Origin of the sequence: Frondihabitans australicus (genome assembly GCF_003634555.1) — a bacterium.
In the GTDB taxonomy this organism is placed as follows: Bacteria; Actinomycetota; Actinomycetes; order Actinomycetales; family Microbacteriaceae; genus Frondihabitans; species Frondihabitans australicus.
Genome location: NZ_RBKS01000001.1, coordinates 100,061 through 125,660, shown reverse-complemented (window position 1 = coordinate 125,660; position 25,600 = coordinate 100,061). Strand labels below are relative to the sequence as shown.

The following is a 25,600-nucleotide window of genomic DNA, read 5'->3' as shown; positions in this document are numbered from 1 at the left end:
AGGCTTTTCTCATAAAAGCCCTCGACGCGTTCTCGGCCCGAGCGGGTCGCCGGCGCTGAGCGTCGCGGCACGAATCAGCGGGCGGGACGACCGCCGACGACGGCCCGGGCGCGAGCGGCGAGCTTCGTGCCGCGCCGCACCGACAGCGCGAGGCTCGGCGACTTCAGCCAGGCCGCCAGGAACCCGGCGCTGAACGCGTCGCCCGTGCCCACCGGGTCGACGAGGCGGACCGTCGACGGCGCCGCGTGCACGAGCTTCCCGCCGCGTCGGCCGGCGACCGCTCCGCCGTCCGGCAGCGTGAGCGCCACGGCGCCGAACCGGGGCAGGAGCTCCTGCACGATCGCGTCGGGGTCGTCACGACCGGTGAGCAGCGCTCCTTCGTCGAGGCTCGGGAAGAACAGGTCGGCGCCGTCGACGAGGTCGAGGAAGGCCGCGGGCCCGAACGACGAGACGAAGCCCGACGACGCCGGGTCGACGCTGAGGAGCGCCCCCGCGGCGCGGACCCGCGCGACGAGGTGCTGGAAGGCGTCGGGTGTCGGATCCTGCACGATGCTGTAGCCGGTGAGATGCACGATCGCGGCGCCGTCGAACAGCGCCCCGTCGAGCGATGCGAGCTCGAGGCCGGCGCTGGCACCGCGGTCGGTGAGCATCGTGCGCGTGGTGCCGGCCACGGTGATGACGACGGTGCCGGTCGGCTCGAGAGGGTCGTGGAGGAGGCGGGGCGTGACTCCGGCGTTCTGCAGCAGCAGCGAGTGGCGGTGGAGGTCGCTCGACCCGACGCGCCCGACGAAGTCGACGCCGACCCCCTGCGAAGCGAGCCACGCGGCCGTGTTCGCGGCCGAGCCGCCCGCGCGGTGCCGAATGGTGGCGTCGGTGTCGGTGCCCACTGCCGGGCGCCGGTCGAGGGCCACGATGATGTCGTCGAGCACGTCGCCCACCACCACGACCCGGCCGTCGGTGCGGGGCTCGACCGGCGAGGTGATCGCGCTCGTCACCAGCGGATCCAGCGGGTCGAGAGGATCGAGGCCGGAACGGAGCCGGGGTCGCTGCAGGCCCACGGCACGGGGAGCGGTGCTGGTCATGGTGCGAAGGCCGGGCTCGATGGCCGGCCGTTCCCCCTCACGGGTGAGAAGCGGTCGGTGGTGGGCCTGATCCCGCCTCCAAAGAACCACATCGATGCGGTTTTGTCCGGACCCGCGACCATCGGCCGCCCGCTACTGTCGGAGCATGCCCGCCACGCACCACGAATCCCCGCTGGCCACGATCGACCCCGTGACGCTGTACGCGATCCTGCGCCTGAGGGTCGACGTCTTCGTCGTCGAGCAGGACTGCCCCTACCCCGAGCTCGACGGCCGCGACACCGAGCCGGGCACCGTCCTGCTGTGGACGGAGGGCGACGACGGCCGCGTGCTGGCCACCGTGAGGGTGCTCCACGACGGCGACGATCGCAGGATCGGGCGCGTCGCCACCGCCCTCGAAGCCCGCGGCGCAGGCCACGCCGGCGCCCTCATGACCCGCGCCGTCGAGCTGTGCGAGGGGCGTCTCACCCGCCTCGACGCGCAGGAGCGCCTGGAGGCCTGGTACGGCCGCTTCGGCTTCGTGACGTCGGGCGAGAGGTTCCTCGAGGACGACATCTGGCACGTCCCGATGACCCGCGCTGCGGGCTGAGGGCGCAGGAGCCGAGTCACCTCGCGTTCACCCACCGAACCGCCTGTTTCGGAGATGCCCCGTAGCCCATACACTCATCTCATGGCACGCCGGGACACACCCCCTCGAGACCGCATCCTCGCCGCAGCACAGGTCGAATTCGCCGAGAGAGGCCTCGCCGGCGCACGCATCGACACCATCGCCCGGGAGGCGGAGGCGAGCAAGGAACGCCTCTACGCGCACTTCCGCACGAAGCGCGAACTCTTCGACACCGCGCTCGGCGCCAGCGTCGACCGCTGGGTCTCGGCCGTGCCGTTCGACGCGCACGACATGCCCGGCTGGGCATCGAGGCTGTACGTGCACTTCGCCGAGCACATCGACGACGCCCGGATGCTGCTCTGGGGTCAGATCGAGGGTGTGACGTATGTCGCGCCCGGCATCGTGAACCACGAGGAGCTCGAGGGCCGTCGCTCGGCCATGCTCGCGGCGCAGGAGGCCGGCGACATCTCGCTCGACTGGCGCCCCGACGAGCTCGGCACGATCGTGTTCGGCCTCGTGCTGTCGTGGTTCGTCACGCCGCAGTGGCAGAGCGCGCACAGCGACGAGGACACCGCTCGGCGAGCCGAGGTCGTCCGCGAGGCGACCGCCCGCATCGTCGGAAAAGACTGAGGGCAGCGCCTCGACGCGCCGACAGCGCCGCCGCGACTAGTTCGCGAGAGCTGGAGAGGTCAGCTTCCGGAGCGTGAGGACCGTCTCGACGGCCGCCGCCGCCGCCTCGGCGCCCTTGTCCTCCTTGGAGTCGGGCAGGCCCGCGCGGTCGAGGCCCTGCTGCTCGTCGTCCAGGGTGAGCAGGCCGAAGCCGACCGGCTTGCCGGTGTCGAGCGCGACCCGGGTGAGCCCCGAGGTCGCCGCGTCGCTCACGTACTCGAAGTGCGGCGTGCCGCCGCGGATGATGACGCCGAGGGCGACCACCGCGTCGGCGCCGTTCTCGAGCGCGGCCTTCGCGACCAGCGGCAGTTCGAAGCTGCCGGGCACGCGCACCAGTGTCGTCGTGGCGTTCATCGTGTCGAGGGCGCGCTGGGCTCCTGCGATGAGGCCGTCGGTGATGACGTCGTGCCAGGTTCCGGCGACGATCGTCACGCGGACTCCGGTGCCGTCGATGTCCTGGGCCTGGGGTGCTCCCTCGCCGCTCATGCGGTGACTCCTTCTGTGGTGGTGACTGCGTGGAGATCCTGCTGATCGAGCCATGCGATCAGCCGGGCGATCGTGATGACCGGAACGCCCTCGCGCGCGCCGAACTCGATCAGCTCGGGCAGGCGCATCATGTCGCCGGCCGCGTCGTCGGCGACGATCTCGCTGATCGCCGCGACAGGGCGGAGGCCCGCGGCGATCATCAGGTCGACCGACGCTTCGGTGTGGCCGGAGCGGACGCGCACGCCGCCGGGCAGCGCGCGAAGCGGCAGGATGTGGCCGGGCCGGTGCAGGTCGCCGCGCACGCTGTCCGCCGAGGCGAGGACGTTCAGCGTGTGCGCGCGATCGTGCGCGCTGATGCCCGTGGTCACCCCGCGGGCCGCGTCGACGCTGATCGTGTAGGCCGTTCCCCGGGCGTCCTCGTTGCGCGCGACCATCGGCGGGAGGTCCAGCCGGTCGGCGATCTCGGCGGTCATCGGCGCGCAGACGAAGCCGGACGACCAGCGCACGAGCCACGCCATCCACTCCTGCGTGGCGAGCTCGGCGGAGAGGACGATGTCGCCCTCGTTCTCGCGGTTCTCGTCGTCGGCGACGATCACGGGGCGACCGAGACGAAGGTGCTCGAGGGCCGACTCGATCGTGTTGTGCGCGGCAGGGCCCTGCGCGGTCGTCGGCATCAGAGACCCACCGTCGCGACGGGGCTGGCGTCGAGCGCGGCCGTGGCGACCTCGTCGATCCGGAGCATGCGGCGCACGTGTCGGGCCAGCACGTCGGTCTCGACGTTCACGCGGTCGCCGACCTGCTTCTCGCCGAGGGTGGTGGCGGCGAGGGTCTCGGGGATGAGGTTCACCTCGAACCAGCCGTCCGCTGCTCCTGCCTCGGAGATGTCGCTCACGGTCAGGCTGACGCCCTCGAGGGTGATCGACCCCTTGTCGACGAGGAGGGGCGCGAGCTCGTCGCTGAGGGAGAAGCGGAGGCGGCGCCAGGCCTCTCCGGGGTGCACCTCGACGAGGGTCGCCGTGCCGTCGACGTGGCCCTGCACGATGTGGCCGCCGAGCCGGTCGCCGACGCGGGCGGCACGCTCGAGGTTGACCGGGGAGCCCTCGGCGAGGTCGCCGTGGGTCGACATCACGAGGGTCTGCTTCATCACGTCGGCCGTGAACGAGTCGGCCGTGGACTCGACGACGGTGAGGCAGACTCCGCTCACGGCGATCGAGTCGCCGTGGTGGACGTCGTCGACGACCTTCGGGCCGCGGACGGTGAGTCGCACCGAGTCCCCGACGTCGTCGACTCGCGTGACGACGCCGCGCTCTTCGATGATTCCCGTGAACATCTCTTCTCCGGTCTGTGGTGTGCTCCGGGGAAGGTCGACTCGTCGTCGCCGCTCGGGAGCCGGCCCCTGCTTTCGGGCGCACCGGCTCGCGAGCACGCGCGCTGCCTCGTATCCGGACTTTCACCGTCGGCACTGGAATTGCACCAGTTCAGCCGCCCGCCCCTTTCAGAGATCGGCCTCTGCAGGAAGCGAGCGGGTCGCGGACTATACCGCCGGTACAGATTTTCACTGACCCCGGAGCGCGTTGCTTGCAGGCGACGCTATCACCGCTTTGTTTCGGATTGCTTACGCGTTTCGGCACATGACATTGCGCCGCCGGCCGAAGCGTGACAGGGGCGCAGGATCGGGGATCGCTCGGCCTCGACGCGGGCTCTAGGCCACCACGAGCCCCGATTGCGCCGCCAGCAGCGGTGCCAGGAGCGCCAGCTGGTACTCGTCGACGACCGCGCCGCGGAGCCCGTCGACGCCGTCGAGACGGTCGAACGTGGCGCCGCGCAGGTCGAACGACGACAGCGTCGCGCGGGTGAGGTCGAGGGTGCCGAGGCGGCAGTCGCGGAGGGCGACCCGCGTGGCCGTGACGCCGCCGAGGTCGAGCTCGCCGATGGAGCAGCCCTCGATGACGACGTCGGTCAGCTGCGACTGGCGCAGGTTGAGGTAGTCGATCTTGCCGCCCTGGATCAGCGCGCCCTCGAACTCGGCGTCGAAGAGCTCGGCGCTCCCCCAGCGCGGGCGGTCGACGCGCACGCGCTTCCAGGTGGTGCGCGCCGCGCTGAGCTCGGGCGCGAACGGGTCGGCGAGCACCGTGTCGACGAAGCGGCTGCCGCGCAGCAGCGCGCCGCCGAGGGTGACGCCGTCGAACCGGCACTCCGTGAACGTCGAGCCCTGGAGGTCGGCGCCCGAGACGTCGCCGCCGTCGAACAGCTCGCCGTCGTGCGTCTCGCGTTCGCCCAGCCCTGCGGCGTCGACCGCGCGGAGGCCCTGCGGATCGACGTCGTCGAGTCTCGGTGCCTGGACACCCGTTCCGCGCGATGCTCTGCCAGCCATGCCGACCACCGTAGCGGTACGGTCGGACACATGACTGCACCGGTGCTCCTCCTGCTCACCCACGACGCCACGGGCGCCGTCGTCTCGGTCGACCAGGTCGATCCCGCGAAGCCCCACGTCTCGGTCGCCGACCTGTCCGCCACCCGCGGCGACGGGATCTTCGAGAGCGTCGGGATCGTGGGCGGGCGAGCGCAGGCGCTCGAACCCCACCTGGAGCGCTTCGCCCGATCGGCGCGCATGCTCGACCTGCCGGCGCCCGATCTCGACGTGTGGCGATCGGCGATCCTGCGCGCTGCCGACCTGGCCGACGAGCCGGAGACCGAGCTGCTCGCCAAGGTGATCTTCACGCGCGGGGTCGAGGGCACCGGAGTGCCGACGGGCTGGGTGCACGTGTTCGCGTCGCCGTCGTACCGGGCCGCTCGCGAGGGCGGCATCCGGGTCGTCACGCTCGACCGCGGCTACCGCAGCGACGTGGCCGACACGTCGCCGTGGCTTCTCCAGGGCGCCAAGACGCTCTCGTACGCGATCAACATGGCGGCCCTCCGCGAGGCGGCGCGGCGGGGCGCGGACGACGTCGTGTTCGTCTCGACCGACGGCATCGTGCTCGAAGGGCCGAACTCGAACGTCATCGCCCTGATCGACGGCGTCTACGTCACGACCCCGGTCGAGCTGGGCGTGCTCAAGGGCACGACGCAGGGCGCGTTCTTCGCCGACGTCGAGGCGCGCGGCGCGAAGGTCGAGTACCGCTCGATGACTCTGGCCGAACTGCAGGGCGCCTCGGCCGTCTGGCTGTCGTCGAGCGGCCGGCAGATCGCGGCCGTCACCGAGCTCGACGGCGTGCCCATGGCGCAGGATCCGGCGATCACCCCCGTGGAGCTCGCCGCGCTCCTCGCCCGCTGACCTTCAGACGACGCTCGTGACCGCTTCGAGCCTCACGCGGTCGCCGCGGAACCGGTCGAACACCGTCTGCAGCGGCTGGCCGTCGGAGGAGTAGTAGGTCATCTCGCGCACGATGAGCGGGTGACCCTCGGCGACGCCGAGCACGCGGGCGGTGTGCGCGTCGGCCGCGTCGCTGCCCATCGACACGGTGACCTGGCCCGGGTCGGCGCCGAAGAACACGCGGATCGTCTCGGACATGGGGCTGGTCGTGGGGACGACCCGGGGATCCTGCGAGAACCGCCGCGAGTAGTAGGCCGAGCGGAGGCCGATCACCTCGTCGTCGGCGGTGAAGGTGTTCTCGACCATGCGCACCTCGGGCTCGTCGATCTGGAGCCGCTCGCGCACCAGCGGGAAGCTCGTCACCACCCGGTCTTCGATGATGTCGATGAAGACCTCGTCGTGGACGGCCTGGATGTCGGTGAGGGGCATGCTGATGCCGATGCGGTTGACCGTCGTGCCGACCCGGCGCTTCCGCTCGACGAAGCCGATCTCGCTCAGCTGCGTGAGGGCGGCGCGCACCGAGCCGCGGCTGGTGTCGAAGACGACCATGAGGTCTTCCTCGGCCAGGGGGTCGTCCGCGTCGATGAGGCCGGCCCGGATCGAGGCCGTGATGAGGTCGCGCACCCGGCGAGCGGAGATCTGGCGGCCACGGGCGGTGCCGCCTTTCGCGCGCGGGTGCTCCGTCGTCACGGGCTGCTCGTCGACCCCGCGGTGCGAGGCGAAGCGAGGGTGGTCTTGCGGTGCGATCGTCATGGCAGGCTCCGGATCCTTCCGCGCCTGCCCCCCTCAGACCAGGCGGCTTCGAGTGGTGAGCCGATGGTAACAGCGCTCCCAGCGGATTCTGAGGGGTCGCGGAATCCTTTTACAAGCCTGCAACATCGGGCGCGCGAACAGCGGCTTCGGTCGCGCAATCAGCGGTTACCTGACCGCGCTCCGGCTGTAACGAGCGCCCTCCACAGTGGAGGCATCACAGAGATTGGATGATGCATGTTCCACTTGGGCTGGTTCCTCGGCTACGGTTTCGGCGCCTACGGCTGGAATGAGCAGTGGTCGGGCAACGTCGGTCGCGACGTCGCCAACCCGCAGCTGTTCATCGACGCCGCGACGAGCCTCGAGCGCGCCGGGTTCGACTACATGATGCTCGAGGACTCCTCGGTGCTTCCTGACGTCTTCGGCTCGTCGTTCGAGTACTCGCTGCGCACGGCCATCATCCGGCAGGATCCGATGCCCCTCGTGCCCCTGCTGGCCGCGGCCACGAAGCACCTCGGCATCATCGCCACCGCCGCCACGCCGTTCTACCCGCCGTTCCTCGCGGCGCGACTCATGAACACCCTCGACCACCTCTCGCACGGCCGCGTCGGCATGAACCTCGTGACCGCGTCGCCTCACGCCGCCGCCCAGAACTACGGCTACGAGCAGCACTTCGAGCACGACCTCCGCTACGAGATGGCGGACGAGTGGGTGCAGGCGGTCAAGGCGCTCTGGTCGTCGTGGGACGCCGACGCGCTCGTGCTCGACGAGGCCACCGGCGTCTTCGCCGACCACGAGAAGGTACGCCACGTCGACTTCGAGGGACAGTTCTACAGGACGCGCGGACCGCTCAACACGGTGCCGTCGCCGCAGCACCACCCAGTGCTCTGCCAGGCCGGCGGGTCGCCGAAGGGCCGCGACCTCGGCGCGAAGAACGCCGACACGCTCATCGCGTCGGCGCCCGGCGTCGCCGCCATGAAGGAGTACCGCGACGACATCCGCCGCCGGGCCGCGGGCTTCGGCCGCAACCCCGACGACCTCAAGGTGCTCTTCCTCGTGCAGCCGGTGCTCGGCGACACCGACCGCGAGGCCGAGGAGAAGAACGAGCGCATGCTGGCCGCCACCAAGGACTCGATCGACGCCCAGCTGGCGAACCTCTCGTACACCTCCGGCTTCGACTTCGCGAAGTTCGACCTCGACGAGCCGCTGCCGCAGGAGCTGAAGGGCAAGAGCAACGGCCACCAGTCGGTGATCGAGGCCTTCCTCGCCAAGGCCGACGGCAAGACCCTGCGCGAGGCCCTTCCCGCACAGCGCGACACGACCGGTTCGGTGCGCCTCGTCGGGTCGCCCGAGACCGTCGCGGCGCAGATGGACGAGGCCGTGCAGGAGGCCGGCGGCGACGGGTTCCTCATCGGCCTGCCCGTCACCCGCAAGAACCTCACCGAGGTGTGCGACGGCCTCGCGCCGGTGCTCCGTCGCCGCGGGCTCATCCGCGACGGCTACGAGCACGACACCTTCCGCGAGAACCTCCTGGCCTTCTAGGGGCGCACAAGAATCCTGTCCGGCCGGGTGTGTGCTGTGCCCCGGCCGGACAGGCGTACCGTCGAGAGCATGAGCACCACCGGCAGCGTCGCCACCCGCACCACCGACTACGTCTCCGCCCTCGACCTGTTCTCGGTGGGGGTGGGGCCGTCGTCGTCTCACACGGTCGGGCCGATGCGCGCGGCGAGGCTCTTCGCCGAGGGCGTGGGCCGATCCTGCGGCCTGGAGGCAGTGGGTCGAGTGACGGTCACGCTGTTCGGATCGCTCGCGGCGACCGGCCTCGGGCACGGCACGCCCGACGCCGTGATCGCGGGGCTGCAGGGCCTCGCGCCCGAGACGTGCGACCCCGACGAGGTCCGCGGTGCTCTCGCCAGAGCCCAGGGTGCAGGATCGGTGAGCCTCCTCGGCGCGCACCCTCTCGCCTGGGGCGACGACGACCTCACCCTCGCCCCGCTGACGCGCCTTCCGCAGCACCCGAACGCGCTGCAGCTGTCGGCCGTCGACGAGTCGGGCCGGGTGCTCGCCCGCGAGACGTACTTCTCGGTCGGCGGCGGCTTCGTGGTGCGCGAGGGCGACGACGACCGAGCGCTGCCCGCCCAGGAGGCGCCGCTCGGCTTCGCGACCGCCGCCGAGCTGCTCGCGCTCTGCGCGGCGCGCGGCGAGTCGATCGCCGAGATCGCCTGGGCGAACGAGTGCGCGCTGCACGGGTCGGACGCCGTCGCCGCCGGGCTCGAGCAGCGCTGGCGCGCGATGGAGGGGTGCATCGACGCCGGGCTGTCAGCCACCGGCGTGCTGCCCGGCTGGATGAAGGTGCCGCGCCGCGCCGCCTCGGTCGCGGCAGCTCTGCGGGCCGAACCCGCGCTGCCCGATGCCCCGGCCCAGTGGCTCCAGGCGTTCGCCCTCGCGGTGAACGAGGAGAACGCGGGCGGCGGTCGCGTCGTCACGGCCCCGACGAACGGCGCGGCCGGCATCATCCCCGCCGTCGGCCGCTACGCGATCGAGTTCGCCGGGGTGCCGCGTGCGAGGGTCGTCCGCGACTACCTGCTCACGAGCGCCGTCGTCGGCTCGCTCTACAAGCGCAACGCGTCGATCTCAGGAGCCGAGGCGGGGTGCCAGGGCGAGGTCGGCTCGGCATCGTCGATGGCCGCGGCGGGACTCACCGCGATCCTGGGCGGAACCCCTCGCCAGGTCGAGAACGCGGCCGAGATCGCGATGGAGCACCACCTCGGACTCACCTGCGACCCGGTCGGCGGCTTCGTCCAGGTGCCGTGCATCGAGCGGAACGCGATCGCGGCCGGCACGGCGGTCGCCGCCACGCGGCTGGCGCTGCTCGGCGACGGCTCGCACTTCGTCAGCCTCGACACCGTGGTCGAGACGATGCGGCAGACCGGGCGCGACATGGCGTCGTCGTACAAGGAGACCTCGGAGGCCGGGCTCGCCGTCAACGTGATCGAGTGCTGACGCTGGATCATTATTGACATACCAGGCTCTGATTTGACATTCTCCTTACGAGGCCGCTCGGCCTCGCGTCGCGCAAGCCAAAGGAGCCTTCCATGCCGCCCCGTTCCCAGCCCGCCTGTCGATCGCTCGTCGCAGCGGCGTCCCTGCTCGCCGTCGGCGCCTGCAGCCTCATCGGGGCGACTCCGGCGAGCGCTGAACCCGTCGCGATCACGCAGCAGCAGGTAGCCGGTCTCCACGCGAGAATGGATGCGCTCGGTGTTCCCGCCCAGACGCAGGTCGCACTCGTCGCGAAGATCGAGGCCGGATCCATCCCTGATTCCGCGCGACCTGACGCTGTCCCCGTCTCGTCCTCGTCGGCCGATGACGGCGCCAGTGTCGTCGACGTCTTCGCAGACGGCTCGCGGCGAACGATGTCCACGGAGGGCGCGGACGATGGTGCGCCCTCAATCGAGAGTTCGAAGTCGGGCTGCTTGGGTTCGGGCGGCTGGAACACGAACTGCAAGATCAGCATCAGCGACATCTTCAGCAACGCGTCGTTCGTCGTCGACTACCAAACGAGCTCATCAGGCAAGGCGAAAGTCCGAGACGTGCGCAGTGCCCGATGCGCCAACACCATCGGTGGCTGTTCCGTGTCCGCCTCGGTGAAGCGCGCGACTCAGAGTTCCGCGGGCCCGGCCTGGGCGGAGCTGACGTACAAGGCCGACGTGGTCCACATCGGCAGCGGCGTCTCGGGCGCCTTCGGCATCCGCGTCAGCGGCACGAGCGTCAGCCTGTACGGCTGAGAACGGAGACGACCATGTTCGAGAGCGCTTACGGCAGCGAGCGGATTGTCACGGCCGTGGTCATCGCCGTGCTCGAGCTCACGGCCCTGATCGTGGTGTGGGCAGGTCGCGAGCGCCCCACCCTGATCAAGGTCATCTGGTCGGCGATCGTCCTCCTCCTGCCACTGGTGGGCGCGGTCGGCTTCTTCATCAACCAGGCGCTGGGCCGCATCTCGCGCCACCTCCGGCGACGCTCCGACGCCACCTGAACGACAGCGCCCCGGCCCGCGGGGGAACGGGTCGGGGCGCACCCCTGTTGCCCAGGGGGTCGGGGGGCGACGGCGGCTAGAACGCCCGCAGGTTGTCGCGCAGCGTGCCGCCGGTGTACTCCTCGCGGATCAGCCCGCGACGACGCAGCGCCGGGGCCAGGCCGTCGGCCACGAGCGCGAAGTTCATGCGCGTCGTCGGCATGTAGATCAGGAAGCCGTCGCCGCCGATCTCGGCCATGAGGTCCTCCATCTTGCCGGCGACCGTGTCGGGCGAGCCCCACAGGCCCATGTCCGAGACCTGGTGCGACGTCGCGACGACCTCGCGCAGCGTCTTGTCCTCGTGCCCTTCGAACAGGTTCTTGATCGACGTGTTCTCGCCGTTCTGCTTCGTCAGGTCGATGTCGCGGATCAGCGTGTCGGGGTCGATGCCGCCGAAGTCGATCCGGCCGCCCGAGGTGTACGACATGTTCCAGAGGTTGTACTCGATGCCCTTGTCGCTGGCCCGGTAGGCGCGGGCGGCCTCGACCATCGCCCAGGCCTCGTCATCGGTGGCGGCGATGGTGGGCGTGGCGAGGAACATGAACTTCACGTCGTCGGGGTTGCGCCCGTAGGCGGCGACCCGAGCCCGCATGTCGTCTCGGTAGGCGCGTCCCTCGGCTCCTGTGCGCACCATCGAGATCATGGTGTCGTCGTACCTCGCGGCCAGGTCGCGGCCGGGCTCCGACGAGCCTGCGGAGCAGATCGGAGGCTGGCGCTGGGGGCCGGGGATCGTGTTGAGCGGGCCGCGCGACTTGAAGTACTTGCCCTCGAAGTCGATCGGCTGCACCTTCGTGTGGTCGGCGTAGACGCCCGACTCGGGGTCGGCGATGACGGCGCCGTCCTTCCACGAGTCCTGCAGCTGGAGCACGACGTCGGTCCACTCCATCGCCATGGCGTAGCGCTCGTCGTGGTCGAGGTGCTTGTCGTAGCCGTAGTTCTGCGCGACGCGGTCGGTGACGCTCGTGACGACGTTCATGCCGACGCGGCCTCCGGTGAGGTGGTCGAGCGTCGTGTAGAGGCGAGCCGCGAGGTACGGCGGGTACTGGATCGTCGACACCGTCGGGATCACGCCGATGTGCTTCGTGGCCTGCGTCATGATCGGCACGAGCGGCATGGGGTCGCTCTTCGGGGCCATGAAGCCTCGGCGCAGCGACGTGTCGGCCGAGCCGTTGTAGCTGTCCTCGACCATCGCGGTGTCCTCGATCAGGATGTAGTCGAATCCTGCGCGCTCGAGGCTCGTCGCCATGTCGATGTAGATGTCGGGGTCGGTCCAGTCGAAGGCGTTCGAGCCGACCCAGGGGCCGTCGCCGTTGGTGGTGCTCCACGGGTGGATGCCGTAGCCGTCGCCGAGGAACCAGGCGAGATGGAACATGGTGGTACTCCTGTGATCGAGGGCGGTCAGAACTGCAGAAGGTTGTCGCGGAGGGTGCCGCCGGTGTAGCTCTCGCGGGTGAGGCCGCGGCGCTTCAGGGCGGGGGCGAGGCCGTCGGCGACCATCGCCATGTTGTAGCGGGTGGTCGGCAGGTAGAAGAGGAACCCGTCGCCGCCGATCTCGTCCATCAGGTCGCCCATCTTGGCGGCCACGGTGTCGGGCGAGCCGACGAGGCCCATGTCGCCGATCTGGAACGACGTCGACACGACCTCGCGGAGCGTCTGCTCCTCCCGGCCGCCGAAGAGGTTGGCGATCGAGGTGTGCTCGCCGTTCTGCTTCGACAGGTCGATGTCCTTGACCTTGGTGTCGGGGTCGATGCCGCCGAAGTCGATGCGACCGCCGGAGGTGTACGACATGTTCCAGAGGTTGTACTCGACCGCCTTGTCGGACTTCTTCCACTCCTTGGCCGCGGCCGCCTTCTCGACGGCCTCCGCGTCGGTGGCGGCGATCGTCGGCGTCGCGATGAACATGAACTTCACGTCGTCGGGGTTGCGGCCCTCCTCGGCGACGAGGGCGCGCATGTCGTCGCGGTACTTCCGCGCCGAGGGGCCGTCGGGCAGCTGGGCGATCATCGTGTCGTCGTACCGGGCCGCGAGGCGGCGACCGGGCATCGACGAGCCGGCCGAGCAGACGGGCACGAGGCGCTGCGGGCCGGGGATCGTGTTGAGCGGCCCGCGCGACTTGAAGTACTCGCCCTCGAAGTCGATGGGGTGCACCTTCGTGTGGTCGGCGTAGATTCCGGCCTCGGGATCGGCGACGACGGCGCCCTCCTCCCACGACCCCTGCAGCTGCTTGACGACGTCGATCCACTCCATCGCCATCGTGTAGCGCTCGTCGTGGTCGAGGTGGCGGTCGTAGCCGAAGTTCTGCGCTACGCGGTCGGTGACACTGGTGACGACGTTCATGCCGACGCGCCCCTTGGTCAGGTGGTCGAGCGTCGTGTACAGGCGGGCCGCGAGGTACGGCGGGTACTGGATGGTCGAGACGGTGGGGATCACGCCGATGTGATTCGTCGCGCGGGTCATCAGCGGCACGAGCGGCATCGGGTCGTTCTTGGGCGCCATGAACCCGCGGCGCAGCGACGTCTCGGCCGACTGCTGGTACGAGTCCTCGACCATCGCGGTGTCCTCGATGAGGATGTAGTCGAATCCTGCGCGCTCGAGGTTCTTGGCGAGGTCGATGTAGATGTCGGGCTTCATCCAGTCGTGGACGTTGCTGCCGGCCCAGGGGCCGTCGCCGTTCGTGGCGCTCCAGGGCTGGATTCCGAATCCGGAGCCGAGGAACCATCCGAGGTGGAACATGTGGAGCCTTTCTCTGGTGGTGCTGGTGCGCCGCGCGCGTGTCGGCCGAGGCATGGGGGTGCCGTGCCGACGTCGCCGTGCGGGCGCCGGTGGGGAGGGTGCGGTGGTGGGGAGGACTCAGGCGGCGGTCTCGTCGGCGTCCTCGTAGGCGCCGACGAGCTTCTGCGTGTAGGGGTGGGAGGGGCGTTCCAGGAGCTCGAGAGTGCGGCCCGTCTCGACGACCCGGCCGGCGTTCATAACGACGAGCTCCCGTGTGATGAACGCCGTGGCGGGCAGGCCGTGCGAGACGAACATGAGGCCTGCGCCGTGCTCGACGGAATAGCGCTTCAACAGGTTGAGCACGACGCCCTGGACCGACACGTCGAGGGCGGAGACCGCCTCGTCGCAGACGACGAGGTCGGGCCGGACGATGAGGGCCCGGGCGATCGACATGCGCTGACGCTGGCCGCCGGAGAGCTCACCGGGGTAGCGGTCGACCCAGGCGGGCTCGATGCCGAGCTCGGCGGTGATCTCGGCGATGGCGGCGTCGGCCCCGGCGACGTCGTGGCCGCCGAGGATCTGTGCCGGGATTCGGAGGGACTCTCGGATCCTGTGCCGGGGGTCGAAGGTCGAGGTGGTGTCCTGGGCCACCAGCTGCACTCGGCGGCGGTACTCGAGCTGACCCTGACGCGACGACATGAGGTCGTTCAGCTCGCGGCCGTCGACGGTGATGCTGCCGGCGGACGACTTCTCGAGGCCGGTGATGATCTTCGCCATCGTCGACTTGCCGGATCCCGACTCGCCGACGATGCCGACGCGCTCACCCGGCGCGAGGACGAACGAGACGCCCTCGACGGCGGTCTTGCGGCCGTAGCTCTTGCGGACCTCGTGCGCCTCGATGCGGACGCCGCGGGCCACGGCGGTCGAGCCGGTCGCGGTGGTGGGGGTGGAGGCGCTCATGCTGCGGTCCCTTCGAGGCGGGCGCGGACGGACTCGAGCGTGGGCAGCTCGTCGAGCCGGGCGGAGGCGAGCGTCGGCACGCACTCGAGGAGCCCGCGCGTGTACGGGTCTTTGGCGTTACTCAATTCACTGGAGGAGATCTGCTCGACGATCTCGCCGTGGTACATCACGATCACGAAGTCGGTGAACTTGCGGCACAGCTCGATGTCGTGGGTGATCATCAGCACGGCCGTGCCCTCGCGCTCGGCGAGTTCGACCATCAGCTTCATCGCGCCGACGGCGAGAGAGGCGTCCAGGGCGCTCGTCGGCTCGTCGGCGATGAGGAGCGCCGGCTTCGACGACAGCGCGATGGCCATCATGACGCGCTGGCGCATGCCGCCCGACAGCTCGCCCGGCTTGGCGTGCATGACCCGCTCGGGGTCGGTGATTCCGACCCGGCGCAGCCACTCGAGGGCGTCCTTCTTGGCCTGCGCCCGCGACACGTTCTCGGTCTCGCGGAGCACGGCCGTGAGCTGGCTGCCGATCGTCCAGACCGGGTCGAGCGACGACATGGCGTCCTGGAAGATCATCGACAGGCCGGGAGTGCGTCGCGGGATGCGCGGTGCGCCCCTCCCCGAGCGGTCGAGCGCGGTGCCCTGCAGCTCGAGGGTGTCGACGTCGACGCGGCCGGCGTCGAGGTCGAGGAAGCCCGCGATGGCGTTGCCGAGGCTGGTCTTGCCGGATCCTGACTCTCCCACGATCGCCACGCGCTCACCGGGGCGCACCTCGAGGTTCGCGTGCTTGACGGCGACGTTGGTGCCGTAGGTGACGGACAGGTCGCGGACCCGCAGGACGGGGGCGGTGTCGGTGGTGTCTGGCATGGGGTCCTCCGGCTGAGACGGCTGTGACAGAAGTGGAAGGGGCCGGGCCGGCGGCGGATCAGCACCGCCGGCCCGGGGTGGTGCGGACTACTTCAGGCTGAGCTGCGAGTAGTCGATGACGTTGTCCGACCGGAACACGTAGCCCTTCACGTTGGTGGCGAAGGCGTTCAGCGGCTGGACGTAGTTGATGTAGATCGTCGGCATCTGGCTCTGGAGCACCTTCTGCGCGGCGTTCCACTCCTTGCCGGCGGCGGCACCCGTGGGGTCACCGGCTGCGTTGCCCGCGGCGATGTCGCTCATCAGCTCGGAGCTGGTGAAGTCGGGCCAGTTGATGACCGACTTCGGCGTGTAGAAGAGCGACAGCACGTAGGGCGGCGACTGGACGACCGCGTAGTCGCGCTGGATCGACGCCTCGAAGGACTTGTCGGCGAGACCGGTCTGGAACGCGGCGGAGTTCACGGCGTTGATGGTGACGTCGAATCCTGCGGCCTTGACGGCGGTCTGGATCTGGACGGCCGCCTCCATGAGGTCGGGCACCGAGTTGTTGACCGTCAGCGTGAACTTGACCGGAGAGGTGTAGCCGGCGGCCGACAGGATCGACTTCGCCTTCGCGATGTCGGTCGAGTTGGCGGTGAGGCCGTCGCCGTCGAAGCCGGGGTCCTTGTCCGACAGGATCGTCGAGATCGACGTGGCGCGGCCGTGGTAGACGTTGCTGTTGATCTTGTCGTAGGGGATCGCGTAGGCCAGGGCCTTGCGCACGTTGACGTCCTTGAAGGTGCCCTTCGAGGTGAGCAGCGGCATGTAGACGTAGGCGTTGGTCGGCACGGTGAAGATCTGCGCGGACTTCGACTTCTGCAGCGAGATCTGGTCGGCCGGGCGGAGCTGCGTGGCGATCTGCGCGTCGCCCGACTTGACGAGGTTCGAGCGCTGACCGGCGTCGGCCACCTCGCGCTGCACGATGCGCTTCACCTTGGGCTCGCCGAGCGGGTAGTACGGGTTCGCGTCGTAGACCATCTGCTCACCGGGCGTGTAGCTGGTGAGCTTGTACGCGCCGAAGCCGAAGTTGGCGTGGGTGCCCGACCACTTGACGGCCCAGGGGTCCGACGAGGTGGTGTGCTTCTTGAGCACGTCGGCGTCGTAGATGTTGTAGCCGACGTTCGCGAGCAGCGACAGCGCCGTGTAGCCGTAGCTGGCCTTCGCCACCGTCAGGGTGACGGTCGAGTCGTCGACCTTCTTGAACTGCGTCGCCGAGGTGATGAACGGGGCGCTGATGAAGGGCACGATCGAGGTCGAGACGGCGAACTTGCGCTGCATGGTCCAGATGACGTCGTCGGCGGTCAGCTTGTCGCCGTAGTTGCTGCGCGCCTTCGTGTCGAGGTGGAACGTGTAGGTGAGGCCGTCCGACGAGACGTCGTAGCTCTTCGCGAGCACGCCGGTGAAGTCGTTGTAGTCCTCGTGAGCCGACTGGCCGCCGGTGCCCGCCACGTACTTGTTGCGGATCAGGGTGGCGCCGGTGTTCATGAAGAACTCGGCCGCCTCGTAGCCGGTGGCGCTGGTCTCGTACGAGAAGCTCTGCGGCTGGGCCGCGGTGACCTCGACGAAGGTGCTGCTCGACGACGACGAGCTCGAGCCGGAGCTGCAGCCGGCGAGGCCGAGAGCGCCGGCCGCGGCGACGGCCACGATGGCGAGGAGCCTGGTGCGTTTTGTCATGTGGGTAGTACTCCTGTGGGTGCGGGGAGGGAGGAGGGAGTGGAGCAGGATCAGTGGGACTGGCGCGTCGGCGTCGGCGCCGGCGTCAGCGGCTCCGGCGGCGACCGCGGCCGACGAACGCGGCGACGACGACCGACGAGGCCCAGACCGAGAAGGCGAGCGCGGCGGCGGGGAAGGCGACCGACCACCAGCGGCCGACCGCGGCGTCCGGAGCGCCGGCCGCGAGCATGGTGCCCCACTCGGCGGCGGGCGTCGGGATGCCGACGCCGAGGAACCCGAGGGCGGCGCAGAAGATGATGCCCATCGCGAAGATCGACGACGTGTTCTCGAGGGTCGGCCGGAACGAGTTGGGCAGCACATGGCGCAGGAGCAGGCGGAACTCCGACTCCCCCGACATGCGCGCCGCGTCGACGTACCCGTCGGTGCGCGTCCGCAGCACCTCGGTGCGCATGAGGCGCGCCTGGAACGGGATGAGCACGATTCCGAGCGTGAGCGTGATGACCACGGCGTTGCGGCCGAAGAACGACACGAGCACGAGGCCGGCGATCATGACCGGGATCGACTGCACCAGGTCGACGGCACGGCCGAGCAGCCGGGCGAGGAGGCCGAGCGCCGAGCGGTTCGACTGGTACATGCCCGAGACGAGGCCGATCGCCATGGCGCCGACGGTCGCGATCACCGTGACGCTGAGGGCGATGATCACGTCGAGGCGGAACGCCGTCATGACGCGCGAGTAGACGTCGAGGCCGTTGGCGTCGGTGCCGAACCAGAACTTGCCGCTCGGGGCGACCGACTGGTCGCCGACGACGCTCGTCGCCGGGTGGTTGGCGAGGAGCGGGCCGATGATGGCCAGCAGGATCACGATGGCGAACGGCACGAGGCGCCAGTAGAAGCCCGCCCGGCTCTCCTTCCTCGGTCGCGTGGCGGTGGGCGCCTGGAGCAGCGGCTCGTCGGTGGTGACGGCGACGGGGGTGTCGAGCGACATCAGGCGTCCTTCCCGGCGACGCCGGTGCGGCGCCTGGAGTCGAGGAGCATCGTGACGATGTCCGTGATCAGGTAGATGGCGAGACACATCGCGGCGACGACCACCAGGAACGACCGGAGCGCGAAGACGTCCGACGAGTTCACCGCGTCGACGGCGTACTGCCCGAGGCCGCCGAGGCTGAACAGCGACTCCAGCACGACCGCGCCGCCGATCAGGATTCCGAAGAGCATGCCGAGGGTGGCCACCGCGCTCGGGGCCGCACGCCGGTAGACGCTCAGGAGGACGGTGCGTCGGCTGGCTCCTGAGGCCACACGGAACTTGGTGGCGGGGTCGTCGATGGCGTCGTCGAGGCTGAGGATGAGCATCTTGATCAGGATCGGCGAGTCGGCGAGCACCATGACGATGACCGGCAGCACGAGGTGCGCCGCGTACGACTGCAGGTCGGCCGTGTTGCCCGCGATGATCGAGTCGAGCATCGGGAAGCCGGTGACCTGCTTCGGCTGGATCAGGATCGGGTCGAGACGGCCCGACGGGGCGGGAGCCCAGTGCAGCTCGGCGTAGAAGATGAAGAGGAACGCGATGCCGATGACGTACTCGGGCAGGGCGCCGGCCGAGCGGGCGTAGGAGGCGAGGATCTTCGAGACGCGGTTCTGGCGGTGAGTGACGATGAAGTACGACACCGCGAGCGAGAACAGGCAGGCGAACAGCAGGCCGAAGAGCACGAACTCGAGGGTGGACGGGATCCGGGTGGCGAAGTCCTGAGCCACGGGGCGGCCCGACGCGATCGACGTGCCGAGGTCGAAGTGAGCGAGCTGCTTCAGGTAGGTGCCGAGCTGCACGTACCACGGGTCGTTCAGGCCGTAGGTGGCCATCGCCTTCTCGAGCGCCTTGCCCGAGAGCCGGCCGCCCGACGCCGAGACGAGCGGGTTGCCGGGGATCAGCTTCACGAGGAAGAACGCGATCAGCACGAACACGAACAGGTTGATGATCGTGAGCACGATGGGGCGGACGAACCAGAGGTTCGCCGAGATGGAGCGTCGACGCGGCGTGATCGCCGTGTCGAGAGCGGCGAGACGCTCGGCCTCGGCGCGGGTCTCGTCGATCGTGTCGGGCTCTCTCAGGGTCATGCCGAAAGCCTGACCTGTGCGTATTTCCGAAATCGTCAGCGCAGGTAACTCTTCAATTGCGCGACCTGTAACCTTCCGTTCACAATAGAAAAGCCCAGGTCAGAGGCCGTTACCCCGGTGGGTAACGCGACCGGTCAACCGGAAGCCGCCTCATAACGCGACCTCGCCGCGAAGCGCGCGTACTCGTCGACACGGGCGTCGATCGCCGCCTCGACCGCCGCATCGAGGGGCCGGAACGTCTCCACCGCGACATCGACCGCGTCGTTCTTCACGAGGGTTCGGCGCCACGTGCCGACCACCCGACCATCGACGGTGACGACCGGCCGGAACAGCCCGTTCGACGCCGGCACCACCTTGGCGAAGTCGCCCTCGTCGAGGTGCGCGGCGCGATCCGCGTAGCCCACGAGAAGCTCGTCGAAGGGTGGCAGGATCCGGACGTCGCCGGGCTCGGCGATGCTCGGCGGGTGAGCGGCGCTCGTGAGGAGGGCCTCCCGATCCTGCGGCCCTGGTTCCTGGCCCGTGACGTCGCACCGGGCAAGCGCGTCGCCCGCGAGATCGACCGCACGGCGGCAGTCGGCGATGGTGAGGCCGCTCCACCAGGCGAGGTCGCGGACGGTGGCCGGCCCGTGGCCGGTGAAGTAGCGGACGGCGAGCTCGCGCAGGGCGTCGTCGCGGTCGCGCGGCTCGGCCTCGGGGGCGTGGTCGGCCAGCAGGGCGAAGGTCTGGACGGCGGCACCGGTCTTCGGGTTCGTCGTCGGCGGGCCGAAGACGATGAGCGCCTCGCCGGCGAGCTGGCGGAGCAGGTGGGAGCCGCGGTTCTTCGTCGTCTCGATGCCGTTCGCGCGCCAGACCTCGAGCAGGGCGTCGCGCGCCAGCGACCGGCCCCGGAGCTCGGCACGTGCGATGTCGGACGCCCGCACGAAGTCGTCGGGCGTCAGGCCGTCGCGGCGCCACACGCTCGCGGCCGCTCCGAACGCTCGCGGGGCGAGGAGCTCGGTGAGCCAGCGGACGTCGGCGCGGGCCGTGATCATGAGGGTGCCGCGGGCGGGCCAGGTGCGGACGACAGTGCCGTCGGCGAGCGCCGCGTCGACCTCGACCTCGGTGGCGCGGGCACGGAGGCCGAGAGCCCACTTCGCGCCGGGGAGGTCCTGCGCCTGCGTGGCGAGCTGCGACGCCGCGACCTCGGCGAGCGTCGGCGCGGGGTCGTCCGCGTCGCTCGGGTCGCGTGCGATGCCTTGCGCGACCAGTCGTCGGCGTGCGACGTCTCGGATGCCCACGTGCCCGCCGGTCACGACGGCATCAGCTCGCGTTGCCTCGCGGGCGGTTCAGACGCTTCATGGCGAGGCCGATCCAGAAGTTGCCCTGCCAGGCGAGGATCCCGACGACAGGGATGAAGACGATGAGCGCGGTCCACACGACCCGCTCGACGGTGCCCCGGCCGGCGGACTGCCAGACCATCACGAGCGAGACGACGAAGACCGCCAGCACCACTCCCAGGATGACGAAGTGCGACCATCCGCCGAGGTCTACCAGCATGAATTCCCCCTCGAGTGCGATTGCTCTGAGCGACCAGGGTAACCGCCACACACGCCTCGCGCGCCCTCCCGTCAGAGGGGCGCCGAGCCCGCGCCGAGCATGTGGAAGGCTGGGGGCGTGCACGGCTGGACCTTCGAGCTCTTCCTCCTCGGCGCCGGCATCGTCGCGGGCGTCATCGGCACGGCCGGCGGCATCACCTCGCTCGTCGCCTACCCCGCCCTGCTCGCCGTCGGAATCCCGCCGCTCACCGCGAACATCACCTCGACGCTCGCCCTCCTCGGCTCCGGCGCGGGCTCGGCGCTCCGCGCGAAGCCCGACCTCGACGGCCACTCCCCCACCCTCCGCCGCTGGATGCCCCCGATCGTGCTGTTCTCGTTCGGCGGCGCCGTGCTGCTCGTGGTGACGCCGGGCGGGGTGTTCGACCGCGTCGTGCCCTTCCTCGTGCTGGCGGGGTCGGTGATCCTGCTGCTGCAGCCAGCGATCACCCGGTGGCAGGCCCGCCGCGACAGCCGCCTCAGCCCGACGGCGGTCAGGGTCGCGGGCGCGGGGGTGGCCGCGTACAACGGCTACTTCGGCGCAGGATCGGGGATCCTCATGATCGCCCTGCTCCTCCTCACCACCGAGCCGCGCCTGTTCCGGGCGAACTCGCTCAAGAACGTGATCCTCCTGGCCGCCGACATCGGGCCCGCCGTGCTGTTCACGCTGCTCGGGTCGGTCGTCTGGCGGGCCGTGTGGCCGCTCGGCGTCGGCGCGCTCGTCGGCGGGTTGATCGGTCCGTCGGTGGCGCGGCGAGTGCCGTCGCGGGTGCTGCGGCCGGCGATCGCGGTCTGCGGCGTGGTGCTCGCGGCGTACCTGGCCGGGCGCGCCTACTGACGACCGGCGCCCCGCGGGTCTCGCGTCGCGGATCGGCCGGGGTGACGCTCGTAGCCAGGCGCCGGGGTCGCGCGGCGGCCACCGGCGAGTGCGACGGCGTGCCCGCCGACGAGCAGGACGAAGCCGATGCCCGCGACGAAGAAGGGCAGGACGTCGTCGGGATAAGTCTCGGCCGCGGTCTGATGCTCATCGGCCCAGACGCCCACGATCGCGCCGTCGATGTACGTCATCACCATGATCGCCAGCCCGAGCCCCGCCGAGATCCACGCCCACACCCGCATCAGCATGCGCCCACTTTAGGGTGCCGGCGTCAGGCATCGCGCGCCGTCCCTCAAACCCGAATTTCGGACACAACACCAACGGAATCGTTGGAGTTCTGTCCGGATTTCGGGTGTCCGGCCGCCCGCCACCCAAAATCCGGACACAGCTCCAACGAAGGGCATGGAGTTGTGTCCGAAATTTGGTGTGGGGCGGCGCAGGGCGGGGCGAGGCGGCGGCGGGGCGAGGCGGGCGGTGGAACGGGTCTAGCGGGCGTCGAACGCCGAGCCGCCGCGTGGCGGCACCACGGCGGCGTCGACACTCGTGACGCGGGCGGAGGGAGGGCCGCCGGCGTCGAGCCACGAGGCGAGTTCCGCCAGCTCCTGCGCCCCGCCCTCCGCCTCGATCTCGACCGTGCCGTCGACGAGATTGCGCGCATAGCCGACGAGACCCAGGCGCGCGGCCTCGACGCGCGTCGCCCAGCGAAACCCGACGCCCTGGACGACGCCGCTGACGACGAAGCGGCGCCGCTCGACGACCGGCACCCTACTTGTTCACCGTCGACATGTCGGGGTAGCGGTCGCCCTGCGGGGCCGCGATGGCGTCGAGCCGGGCGACCTGCTCGTCGTTGAGCGCGACCGCGTCCGAGGCGACGTTCTCTTCGAGGTACGGCATCCGCTTCGTGCCTGGGATCGGCACGATGCCCTCGCCCTGGGCGAGCAGCCAGGCGAGCGCGACCTGCCCCGCAGTGGCCGACACCTCGGCGGCGACCTGGTCGACGGCCTCGACGATCGCGATGTTCGCCTCGAGGTTGTCGCCCTGGAACCGCGGGTTGAAGCGCCGGAAGTCGTCGTCGGCGAGGTCGTCGACCGACCGGATCCGACCGGTGAGGAACCCGCGGCCGAGCGGCGAGTAGGGCACGAATCCAATGCCGAGCTCACGCACGGTCGGGAGGATCTCGGCCTCAGGATCGCGACTCCACAGCGAGTACTCCGTCTGCAGCGCCGTGATCGGGTGCACGGCGTGAGCCCGGCGGATCGTCTCAGGCGCAGCCTCGGACAGGCCGAGGTGCCGGACCTTGCCGGCGGCCACGAGCTCGGCCATCGCCCCGACGGTGTCCTCGATCGGCACGCGGGTGTCGACGCGGTGCTGGTAGTAGAGGTCGATGTAGTCGATGCCGAGGCGCTGCAGCGAGCCGTCGACGCTCGTGGCGACGTACTCGGGCCGGCCGTCGATGGGTCGGGTGGACCTTCGCGCAGGATCGGTGACATTGCCGAACTTCGTCGCCACCACCACCTGATCGCGCTTCCCCTGGAGCGCCCGCCCCAGCAGCTGCTCGTTCGTGAAGGGCCCGTACATGTCCGCCGTGTCGAACAGCGTGACGCCGAGGTCGATGGCGCGGTGGATGACGCGGATCGACTCGGCGTCGTCGGTGGTGTGGCCGGTGTAGAACGCCGACATGCCCATGCAGCCGAGGCCGATGCGGCCGACGTCGAGGCCGCCGTCGACGCCTCCGAGAGTGGTGTGCTTCATGGCGCTCACGCTACGCCGAACGGCGCCCGGGACGCCGCTAGGAGGTCTGGCCGGTGAGGAGGGTTCGCGGGTTCGAGGAGAAGACCGCGTGGTTGAGCGCGGCGCCGAGCGCGTAGTCGCGCGGTTGCCGGAAGGGGCGGTCCGAGCCGTGGACGAGCGATGCGCCGCCCACGAGCCTCGCCATGGCGTCGATCGCGCGCTCGTCGTAGGCGCTCGTCTCGTAGAAGACGTTGGGGTCGGCCTTGGGCTTCTGGCCGCGCGGCTGGGAGGCCGCCTGGGCGAGCGGAGCCAGCCCCGCGAGGGCGATGAAGGCGATGCGCAGGCTCGGGTGCTGGGCTCGGCCGAGCTCCTGCCAGCTGAGCCAGGCCGCCTTGAGCTGCTCGGCCCGCGGGATCGAGTCGGCCGTGGCCACTCCGCTGCGAGGAGCCGCGACGACGTGCCGGGGGTGGACGAGGACGGGCTTGCCGAAGACCTCGACCAGCCCGAGCACCGGCTCGAGGCGCGCGACGTCGTCGGTGGTCGCGAGCGACGACGCCGGCAGCTGCAGACCGACGACGCGGTCGTCGCTCAGGACGTCGGCGAGGCCGTCGAGGTCGAAGCGCGTGATCGGGGTCGCCGCCCACACTCGGAACGGATCCCCGAGATCGAGCGCCGACCGGTGCCAGGCGTCGACGAGCACGGACGCCTCGTCGAACGGGAGGTCTTCGATGCGGAGGTTGCCGGGCAGCGACAGGAGCACCTCGCCCTTGCCCTCCGCCTGCTCCTGCTGCCGCCGGCGCTCGACGTCGTGGGCCGTCGGATTGAGCGAGTAGGGCGACTCGCCCTCGGTGTAGAGGGTCCACTCGTCGCGGACGTAGGGCAGCACCTGGCGCGACCTGAGGACGTCGAGGAACACGGGCGGCAGGAGGTGCTGGTGCAGGTCGATGCGGGTGGCGGCCGCGCTGGACATCGTCGTCCGCACGTCGGCCCCGCGAAGCTGCGGCGCGATCATGTCACCAGTGAAGCGGTCGCGCGGCATCCTGGTCAAATCCTTTGTCGGAGGTGAAAACTAGGCTTCACCCGTGAGCGATCAAGAAGTACGGTCGTCGGCCGTCGTCCTGGGTGCCGACGGGCTGGCGCGCCCGGTCTGGGCGGCCACCGACCCGCTGATGCAGAGTTACTACGACACCGAGTGGGGCATGCCGGTTCGAGACGAGCGCGGCGTGTACGAGCGGCTCACGCTCGAGGCGTTCCAGTCGGGGCTGTCGTGGGCGACGATCCTCCGTAAGAGGCCGGCGTTCCGGGCCGCGTTCGACGACTTCGACCCCGAGAAAGTCGCCCGCTACGGCGACGACGACCGCGCGCGCCTCATGGCCGACGCCGGCATCGTGCGCAATCGGCTGAAGATCGACGCCGCCATCACGAACGCCCAGGCCACCCTCGACCTGCGGCCGGAGGGCGGGCTGGGCGACTTCGTGTGGTCGTTCCGGCCCGAGGCGACGTACGAGCCGCGAACGTTCGCCGACATCCCGACGCAGAGCGACGAGTCGAAGGCCCTCTCGAAGGCCCTGAAGGCCAAGGGCTTCCGCTTCGTCGGGCCGACGACGATGTTCGCCCTGATGGAGGCGATCGGCATCGTCGACACCCACCTCGTCGACAGCCACCGACGAGGGTCGTCGGGGGTCTGGGCCTAGCCCGCGGGCTCGGGCCGGCCGACCCGGCCCGCGGGGTGCGGGGCTAGCCGGCGGCGCGGCCCTCGCCGACGGCCTTCTCGTGATCCTGCGCCTCGAGGCTGCCGACGATGTCCTCCTCGGGCACCGGCGCGAGCCGATCCCAGACGAGGAAGGCGATCGCCGCGACGATCATGCCGATGCCCGCCCACAGGTTGATGGCGATGCCACCGGTCTTGTGCAGGTCGGACGAGCTGTGCACGATCCCGAGGATCACGCAGATGATGCCGTAGAAGGCGAACAGGCCGCCGAGGAGGCGCCGGAGGTCCCAGCGACGGGTCGAGCGGACCATCGCGGCGCGCTCGTCGGCGCTCGTCGCGGCTCCTGCGTCGTTCTTCGAGTTGTCAGTCATGGCGGCCCT

General features: G+C 70.3%; 28 protein-coding genes, 1 pseudogene and 1 riboswitch. Of the genes and pseudogenes, 9 read left to right on the top strand and 20 right to left on the bottom strand.

Features of this window, described 5'->3' with window-relative positions; genetic code table 11:
• Positions 1 to 74 precede the first annotated feature (74 nt).
• Positions 75 to 1,082 (bottom strand): carbohydrate kinase family protein, encoded by a 1,008-nt coding sequence (locus tag C8E83_RS00580; protein WP_121367952.1) that lies wholly within the window; start codon positions 1,080 to 1,082, stop codon positions 75 to 77.
• 145 nt (positions 1,083 to 1,227) lie between these two features.
• On the opposite strand from C8E83_RS00580, the gene C8E83_RS00575 reads away from it, so the two are divergent.
• Both C8E83_RS00575 and C8E83_RS00570 read left to right on the top strand, forming a co-directional pair.
• Entirely contained in the window at positions 1,228 to 1,668 is a 441-nt protein-coding gene (locus tag C8E83_RS00575; RefSeq protein WP_121367951.1) for a GNAT family N-acetyltransferase, read from the top strand.
• 81 nt (positions 1,669 to 1,749) lie between these two features.
• The gene (locus C8E83_RS00570; RefSeq protein WP_170159801.1) at positions 1,750 to 2,316 is read left to right on the top strand and encodes a TetR/AcrR family transcriptional regulator; all 567 of its coding nucleotides are present in this window, start codon (positions 1,750 to 1,752) and stop codon (positions 2,314 to 2,316) included.
• 36 nt (positions 2,317 to 2,352) lie between these two features.
• On the opposite strand, the gene ribH is transcribed toward C8E83_RS00570, so the two are convergent.
• From ribH to C8E83_RS00550, 4 genes and pseudogenes are all read right to left on the bottom strand, one after another.
• On the bottom strand, positions 2,353 to 2,841 hold the full coding sequence (gene ribH / locus C8E83_RS00565) for a 6,7-dimethyl-8-ribityllumazine synthase (RefSeq protein WP_121367949.1): 489 nt from the start codon (positions 2,839 to 2,841) through the stop codon (positions 2,353 to 2,355).
• Between the two features lie 35 nt (positions 2,842 to 2,876).
• Positions 2,877 to 3,515, bottom strand: a pseudogene (gene ribB, locus C8E83_RS00560) (3,4-dihydroxy-2-butanone-4-phosphate synthase); the annotation flags it as partial.
• Positions 3,515 to 4,171, bottom strand: a complete 657-nt coding sequence (locus C8E83_RS00555) for a riboflavin synthase (protein ID WP_121367947.1) — start codon at positions 4,169 to 4,171, stop codon at positions 3,515 to 3,517. The gene C8E83_RS00555 and the pseudogene ribB, both read right to left, overlap by 1 nt.
• Positions 4,172 to 4,266: 95 nt before the next feature.
• Positions 4,267 to 4,417: riboswitch (FMN riboswitch) on the bottom strand.
• A gap of 126 nt (positions 4,418 to 4,543) precedes the next feature.
• On the bottom strand, positions 4,544 to 5,215 hold the full coding sequence (locus tag C8E83_RS00550) for a pentapeptide repeat-containing protein (protein ID WP_121371654.1): 672 nt from the start codon (positions 5,213 to 5,215) through the stop codon (positions 4,544 to 4,546).
• A 30-nt stretch (positions 5,216 to 5,245) separates the two neighbouring features.
• Here C8E83_RS00550 and C8E83_RS00545 point away from each other — a divergent pair, with 30 nt between their 5' ends.
• A complete protein-coding gene (locus C8E83_RS00545; RefSeq protein WP_121367946.1) occupies positions 5,246 to 6,115 on the top strand; it encodes an aminodeoxychorismate lyase in 870 nt (289 codons plus the stop codon).
• A 3-nt stretch (positions 6,116 to 6,118) separates the two neighbouring features.
• On the opposite strand, the gene C8E83_RS00540 is transcribed toward C8E83_RS00545, so the two are convergent.
• Entirely contained in the window at positions 6,119 to 6,907 is a 789-nt protein-coding gene (locus tag C8E83_RS00540) for a GntR family transcriptional regulator (protein WP_121367945.1), read from the bottom strand.
• A gap of 234 nt (positions 6,908 to 7,141) precedes the next feature.
• On the opposite strand from C8E83_RS00540, the gene C8E83_RS00535 reads away from it, so the two are divergent.
• The 4 genes from C8E83_RS00535 to C8E83_RS00520 all read left to right on the top strand — a co-directional run bounded on the left by C8E83_RS00535 (position 7,142) and on the right by C8E83_RS00520 (position 10,937).
• Positions 7,142 to 8,446 carry an NtaA/DmoA family FMN-dependent monooxygenase gene (locus C8E83_RS00535; protein WP_121367944.1) on the top strand — a complete coding sequence of 435 codons (1,305 nt, stop codon included), beginning with the start codon at positions 7,142 to 7,144 and terminating at the stop codon, positions 8,444 to 8,446.
• 69 nt (positions 8,447 to 8,515) lie between these two features.
• On the top strand, positions 8,516 to 9,907 hold the full coding sequence (locus tag C8E83_RS00530; RefSeq protein WP_121367943.1) for an L-serine ammonia-lyase: 1,392 nt from the start codon (positions 8,516 to 8,518) through the stop codon (positions 9,905 to 9,907).
• Positions 9,908 to 9,999: 92 nt separating this feature from the next.
• Complete coding sequence (locus C8E83_RS00525) at positions 10,000 to 10,689, top strand: hypothetical protein (protein ID WP_121367942.1); 690 nt, start codon at positions 10,000 to 10,002, stop codon at positions 10,687 to 10,689.
• A gap of 14 nt (positions 10,690 to 10,703) precedes the next feature.
• Positions 10,704 to 10,937, top strand: a complete 234-nt coding sequence (locus C8E83_RS00520; RefSeq protein ID WP_121367941.1) for a hypothetical protein — start codon at positions 10,704 to 10,706, stop codon at positions 10,935 to 10,937.
• 76 nt (positions 10,938 to 11,013) lie between these two features.
• Here C8E83_RS00520 and C8E83_RS00515 read toward each other — a convergent pair whose 3' ends face one another.
• The 9 genes from C8E83_RS00515 to C8E83_RS00475 form a co-directional block, all read right to left on the bottom strand.
• Entirely contained in the window at positions 11,014 to 12,348 is a 1,335-nt protein-coding gene (locus tag C8E83_RS00515; RefSeq protein ID WP_121367940.1) for an NtaA/DmoA family FMN-dependent monooxygenase, read from the bottom strand.
• A gap of 26 nt (positions 12,349 to 12,374) precedes the next feature.
• The gene (locus C8E83_RS00510) at positions 12,375 to 13,709 is read right to left on the bottom strand and encodes an NtaA/DmoA family FMN-dependent monooxygenase (protein ID WP_121367939.1); all 1,335 of its coding nucleotides are present in this window, start codon (positions 13,707 to 13,709) and stop codon (positions 12,375 to 12,377) included.
• Positions 13,710 to 13,826: 117 nt separating this feature from the next.
• Entirely contained in the window at positions 13,827 to 14,648 is an 822-nt protein-coding gene (locus C8E83_RS00505; protein WP_121367938.1) for an ABC transporter ATP-binding protein, read from the bottom strand.
• Positions 14,645 to 15,508, bottom strand: coding sequence for an ABC transporter ATP-binding protein (locus tag C8E83_RS00500; RefSeq protein ID WP_121367937.1), 864 nt, complete (start codon positions 15,506 to 15,508; stop codon positions 14,645 to 14,647). The genes C8E83_RS00505 and C8E83_RS00500 overlap by 4 nt, the downstream gene beginning before the upstream one ends.
• 87 nt (positions 15,509 to 15,595) lie before the next feature.
• Positions 15,596 to 17,218 carry an ABC transporter substrate-binding protein gene (locus C8E83_RS00495; RefSeq protein WP_121367936.1) on the bottom strand — a complete coding sequence of 541 codons (1,623 nt, stop codon included), beginning with the start codon at positions 17,216 to 17,218 and terminating at the stop codon, positions 15,596 to 15,598.
• 85 nt (positions 17,219 to 17,303) lie between these two features.
• Positions 17,304 to 18,203, bottom strand: coding sequence for an ABC transporter permease (locus tag C8E83_RS00490; protein ID WP_121367935.1), 900 nt, complete (start codon positions 18,201 to 18,203; stop codon positions 17,304 to 17,306).
• The gene (locus tag C8E83_RS00485; RefSeq protein ID WP_121367934.1) at positions 18,203 to 19,330 is read right to left on the bottom strand and encodes an ABC transporter permease; all 1,128 of its coding nucleotides are present in this window, start codon (positions 19,328 to 19,330) and stop codon (positions 18,203 to 18,205) included. The genes C8E83_RS00490 and C8E83_RS00485 overlap by 1 nt, the downstream gene beginning before the upstream one ends.
• 134 nt (positions 19,331 to 19,464) lie before the next feature.
• On the bottom strand, positions 19,465 to 20,622 hold the full coding sequence (locus tag C8E83_RS00480) for a winged helix DNA-binding domain-containing protein (protein WP_121367933.1): 1,158 nt from the start codon (positions 20,620 to 20,622) through the stop codon (positions 19,465 to 19,467).
• A 7-nt stretch (positions 20,623 to 20,629) separates the two neighbouring features.
• Complete coding sequence (locus C8E83_RS00475) at positions 20,630 to 20,866, bottom strand: hypothetical protein (protein ID WP_121367932.1); 237 nt, start codon at positions 20,864 to 20,866, stop codon at positions 20,630 to 20,632.
• Between the two features lie 117 nt (positions 20,867 to 20,983).
• Between C8E83_RS00475 and C8E83_RS00470 the strand changes: the two genes are divergently transcribed.
• Positions 20,984 to 21,739 carry a sulfite exporter TauE/SafE family protein gene (locus tag C8E83_RS00470; RefSeq protein ID WP_211331638.1) on the top strand — a complete coding sequence of 252 codons (756 nt, stop codon included), beginning with the start codon at positions 20,984 to 20,986 and terminating at the stop codon, positions 21,737 to 21,739.
• Here the strand turns inward: C8E83_RS00470 and C8E83_RS00465 are convergent.
• The 4 genes from C8E83_RS00465 to C8E83_RS00450 all read right to left on the bottom strand — a co-directional run bounded on the left by C8E83_RS00465 (position 21,733) and on the right by C8E83_RS00450 (position 24,521).
• Positions 21,733 to 22,026 (bottom strand): hypothetical protein, encoded by a 294-nt coding sequence (locus C8E83_RS00465; RefSeq protein WP_121367930.1) that lies wholly within the window; start codon positions 22,024 to 22,026, stop codon positions 21,733 to 21,735. The two genes, C8E83_RS00470 and C8E83_RS00465, sit on opposite strands and share 7 nt — an antisense overlap.
• Positions 22,027 to 22,263: 237 nt before the next feature.
• Positions 22,264 to 22,542 (bottom strand): acylphosphatase, encoded by a 279-nt coding sequence (locus C8E83_RS00460; RefSeq protein WP_121367929.1) that lies wholly within the window; start codon positions 22,540 to 22,542, stop codon positions 22,264 to 22,266.
• 1 nt (position 22,543) lies between these two features.
• A complete protein-coding gene (locus C8E83_RS00455; protein WP_121367928.1) occupies positions 22,544 to 23,530 on the bottom strand; it encodes an aldo/keto reductase in 987 nt (328 codons plus the stop codon).
• Positions 23,531 to 23,567: 37 nt separating this feature from the next.
• Positions 23,568 to 24,521 (bottom strand): amidohydrolase family protein, encoded by a 954-nt coding sequence (locus C8E83_RS00450; protein ID WP_121367927.1) that lies wholly within the window; start codon positions 24,519 to 24,521, stop codon positions 23,568 to 23,570.
• 70 nt (positions 24,522 to 24,591) lie between these two features.
• Here C8E83_RS00450 and C8E83_RS00445 point away from each other — a divergent pair, with 70 nt between their 5' ends.
• Positions 24,592 to 25,203, top strand: coding sequence for a DNA-3-methyladenine glycosylase I (locus C8E83_RS00445; protein ID WP_121367926.1), 612 nt, complete (start codon positions 24,592 to 24,594; stop codon positions 25,201 to 25,203).
• 43 nt (positions 25,204 to 25,246) lie between these two features.
• On the opposite strand, the gene C8E83_RS19710 is transcribed toward C8E83_RS00445, so the two are convergent.
• Entirely contained in the window at positions 25,247 to 25,591 is a 345-nt protein-coding gene (locus C8E83_RS19710; protein ID WP_211331637.1) for a hypothetical protein, read from the bottom strand.
• Positions 25,592 to 25,600 lie beyond the last annotated feature (9 nt).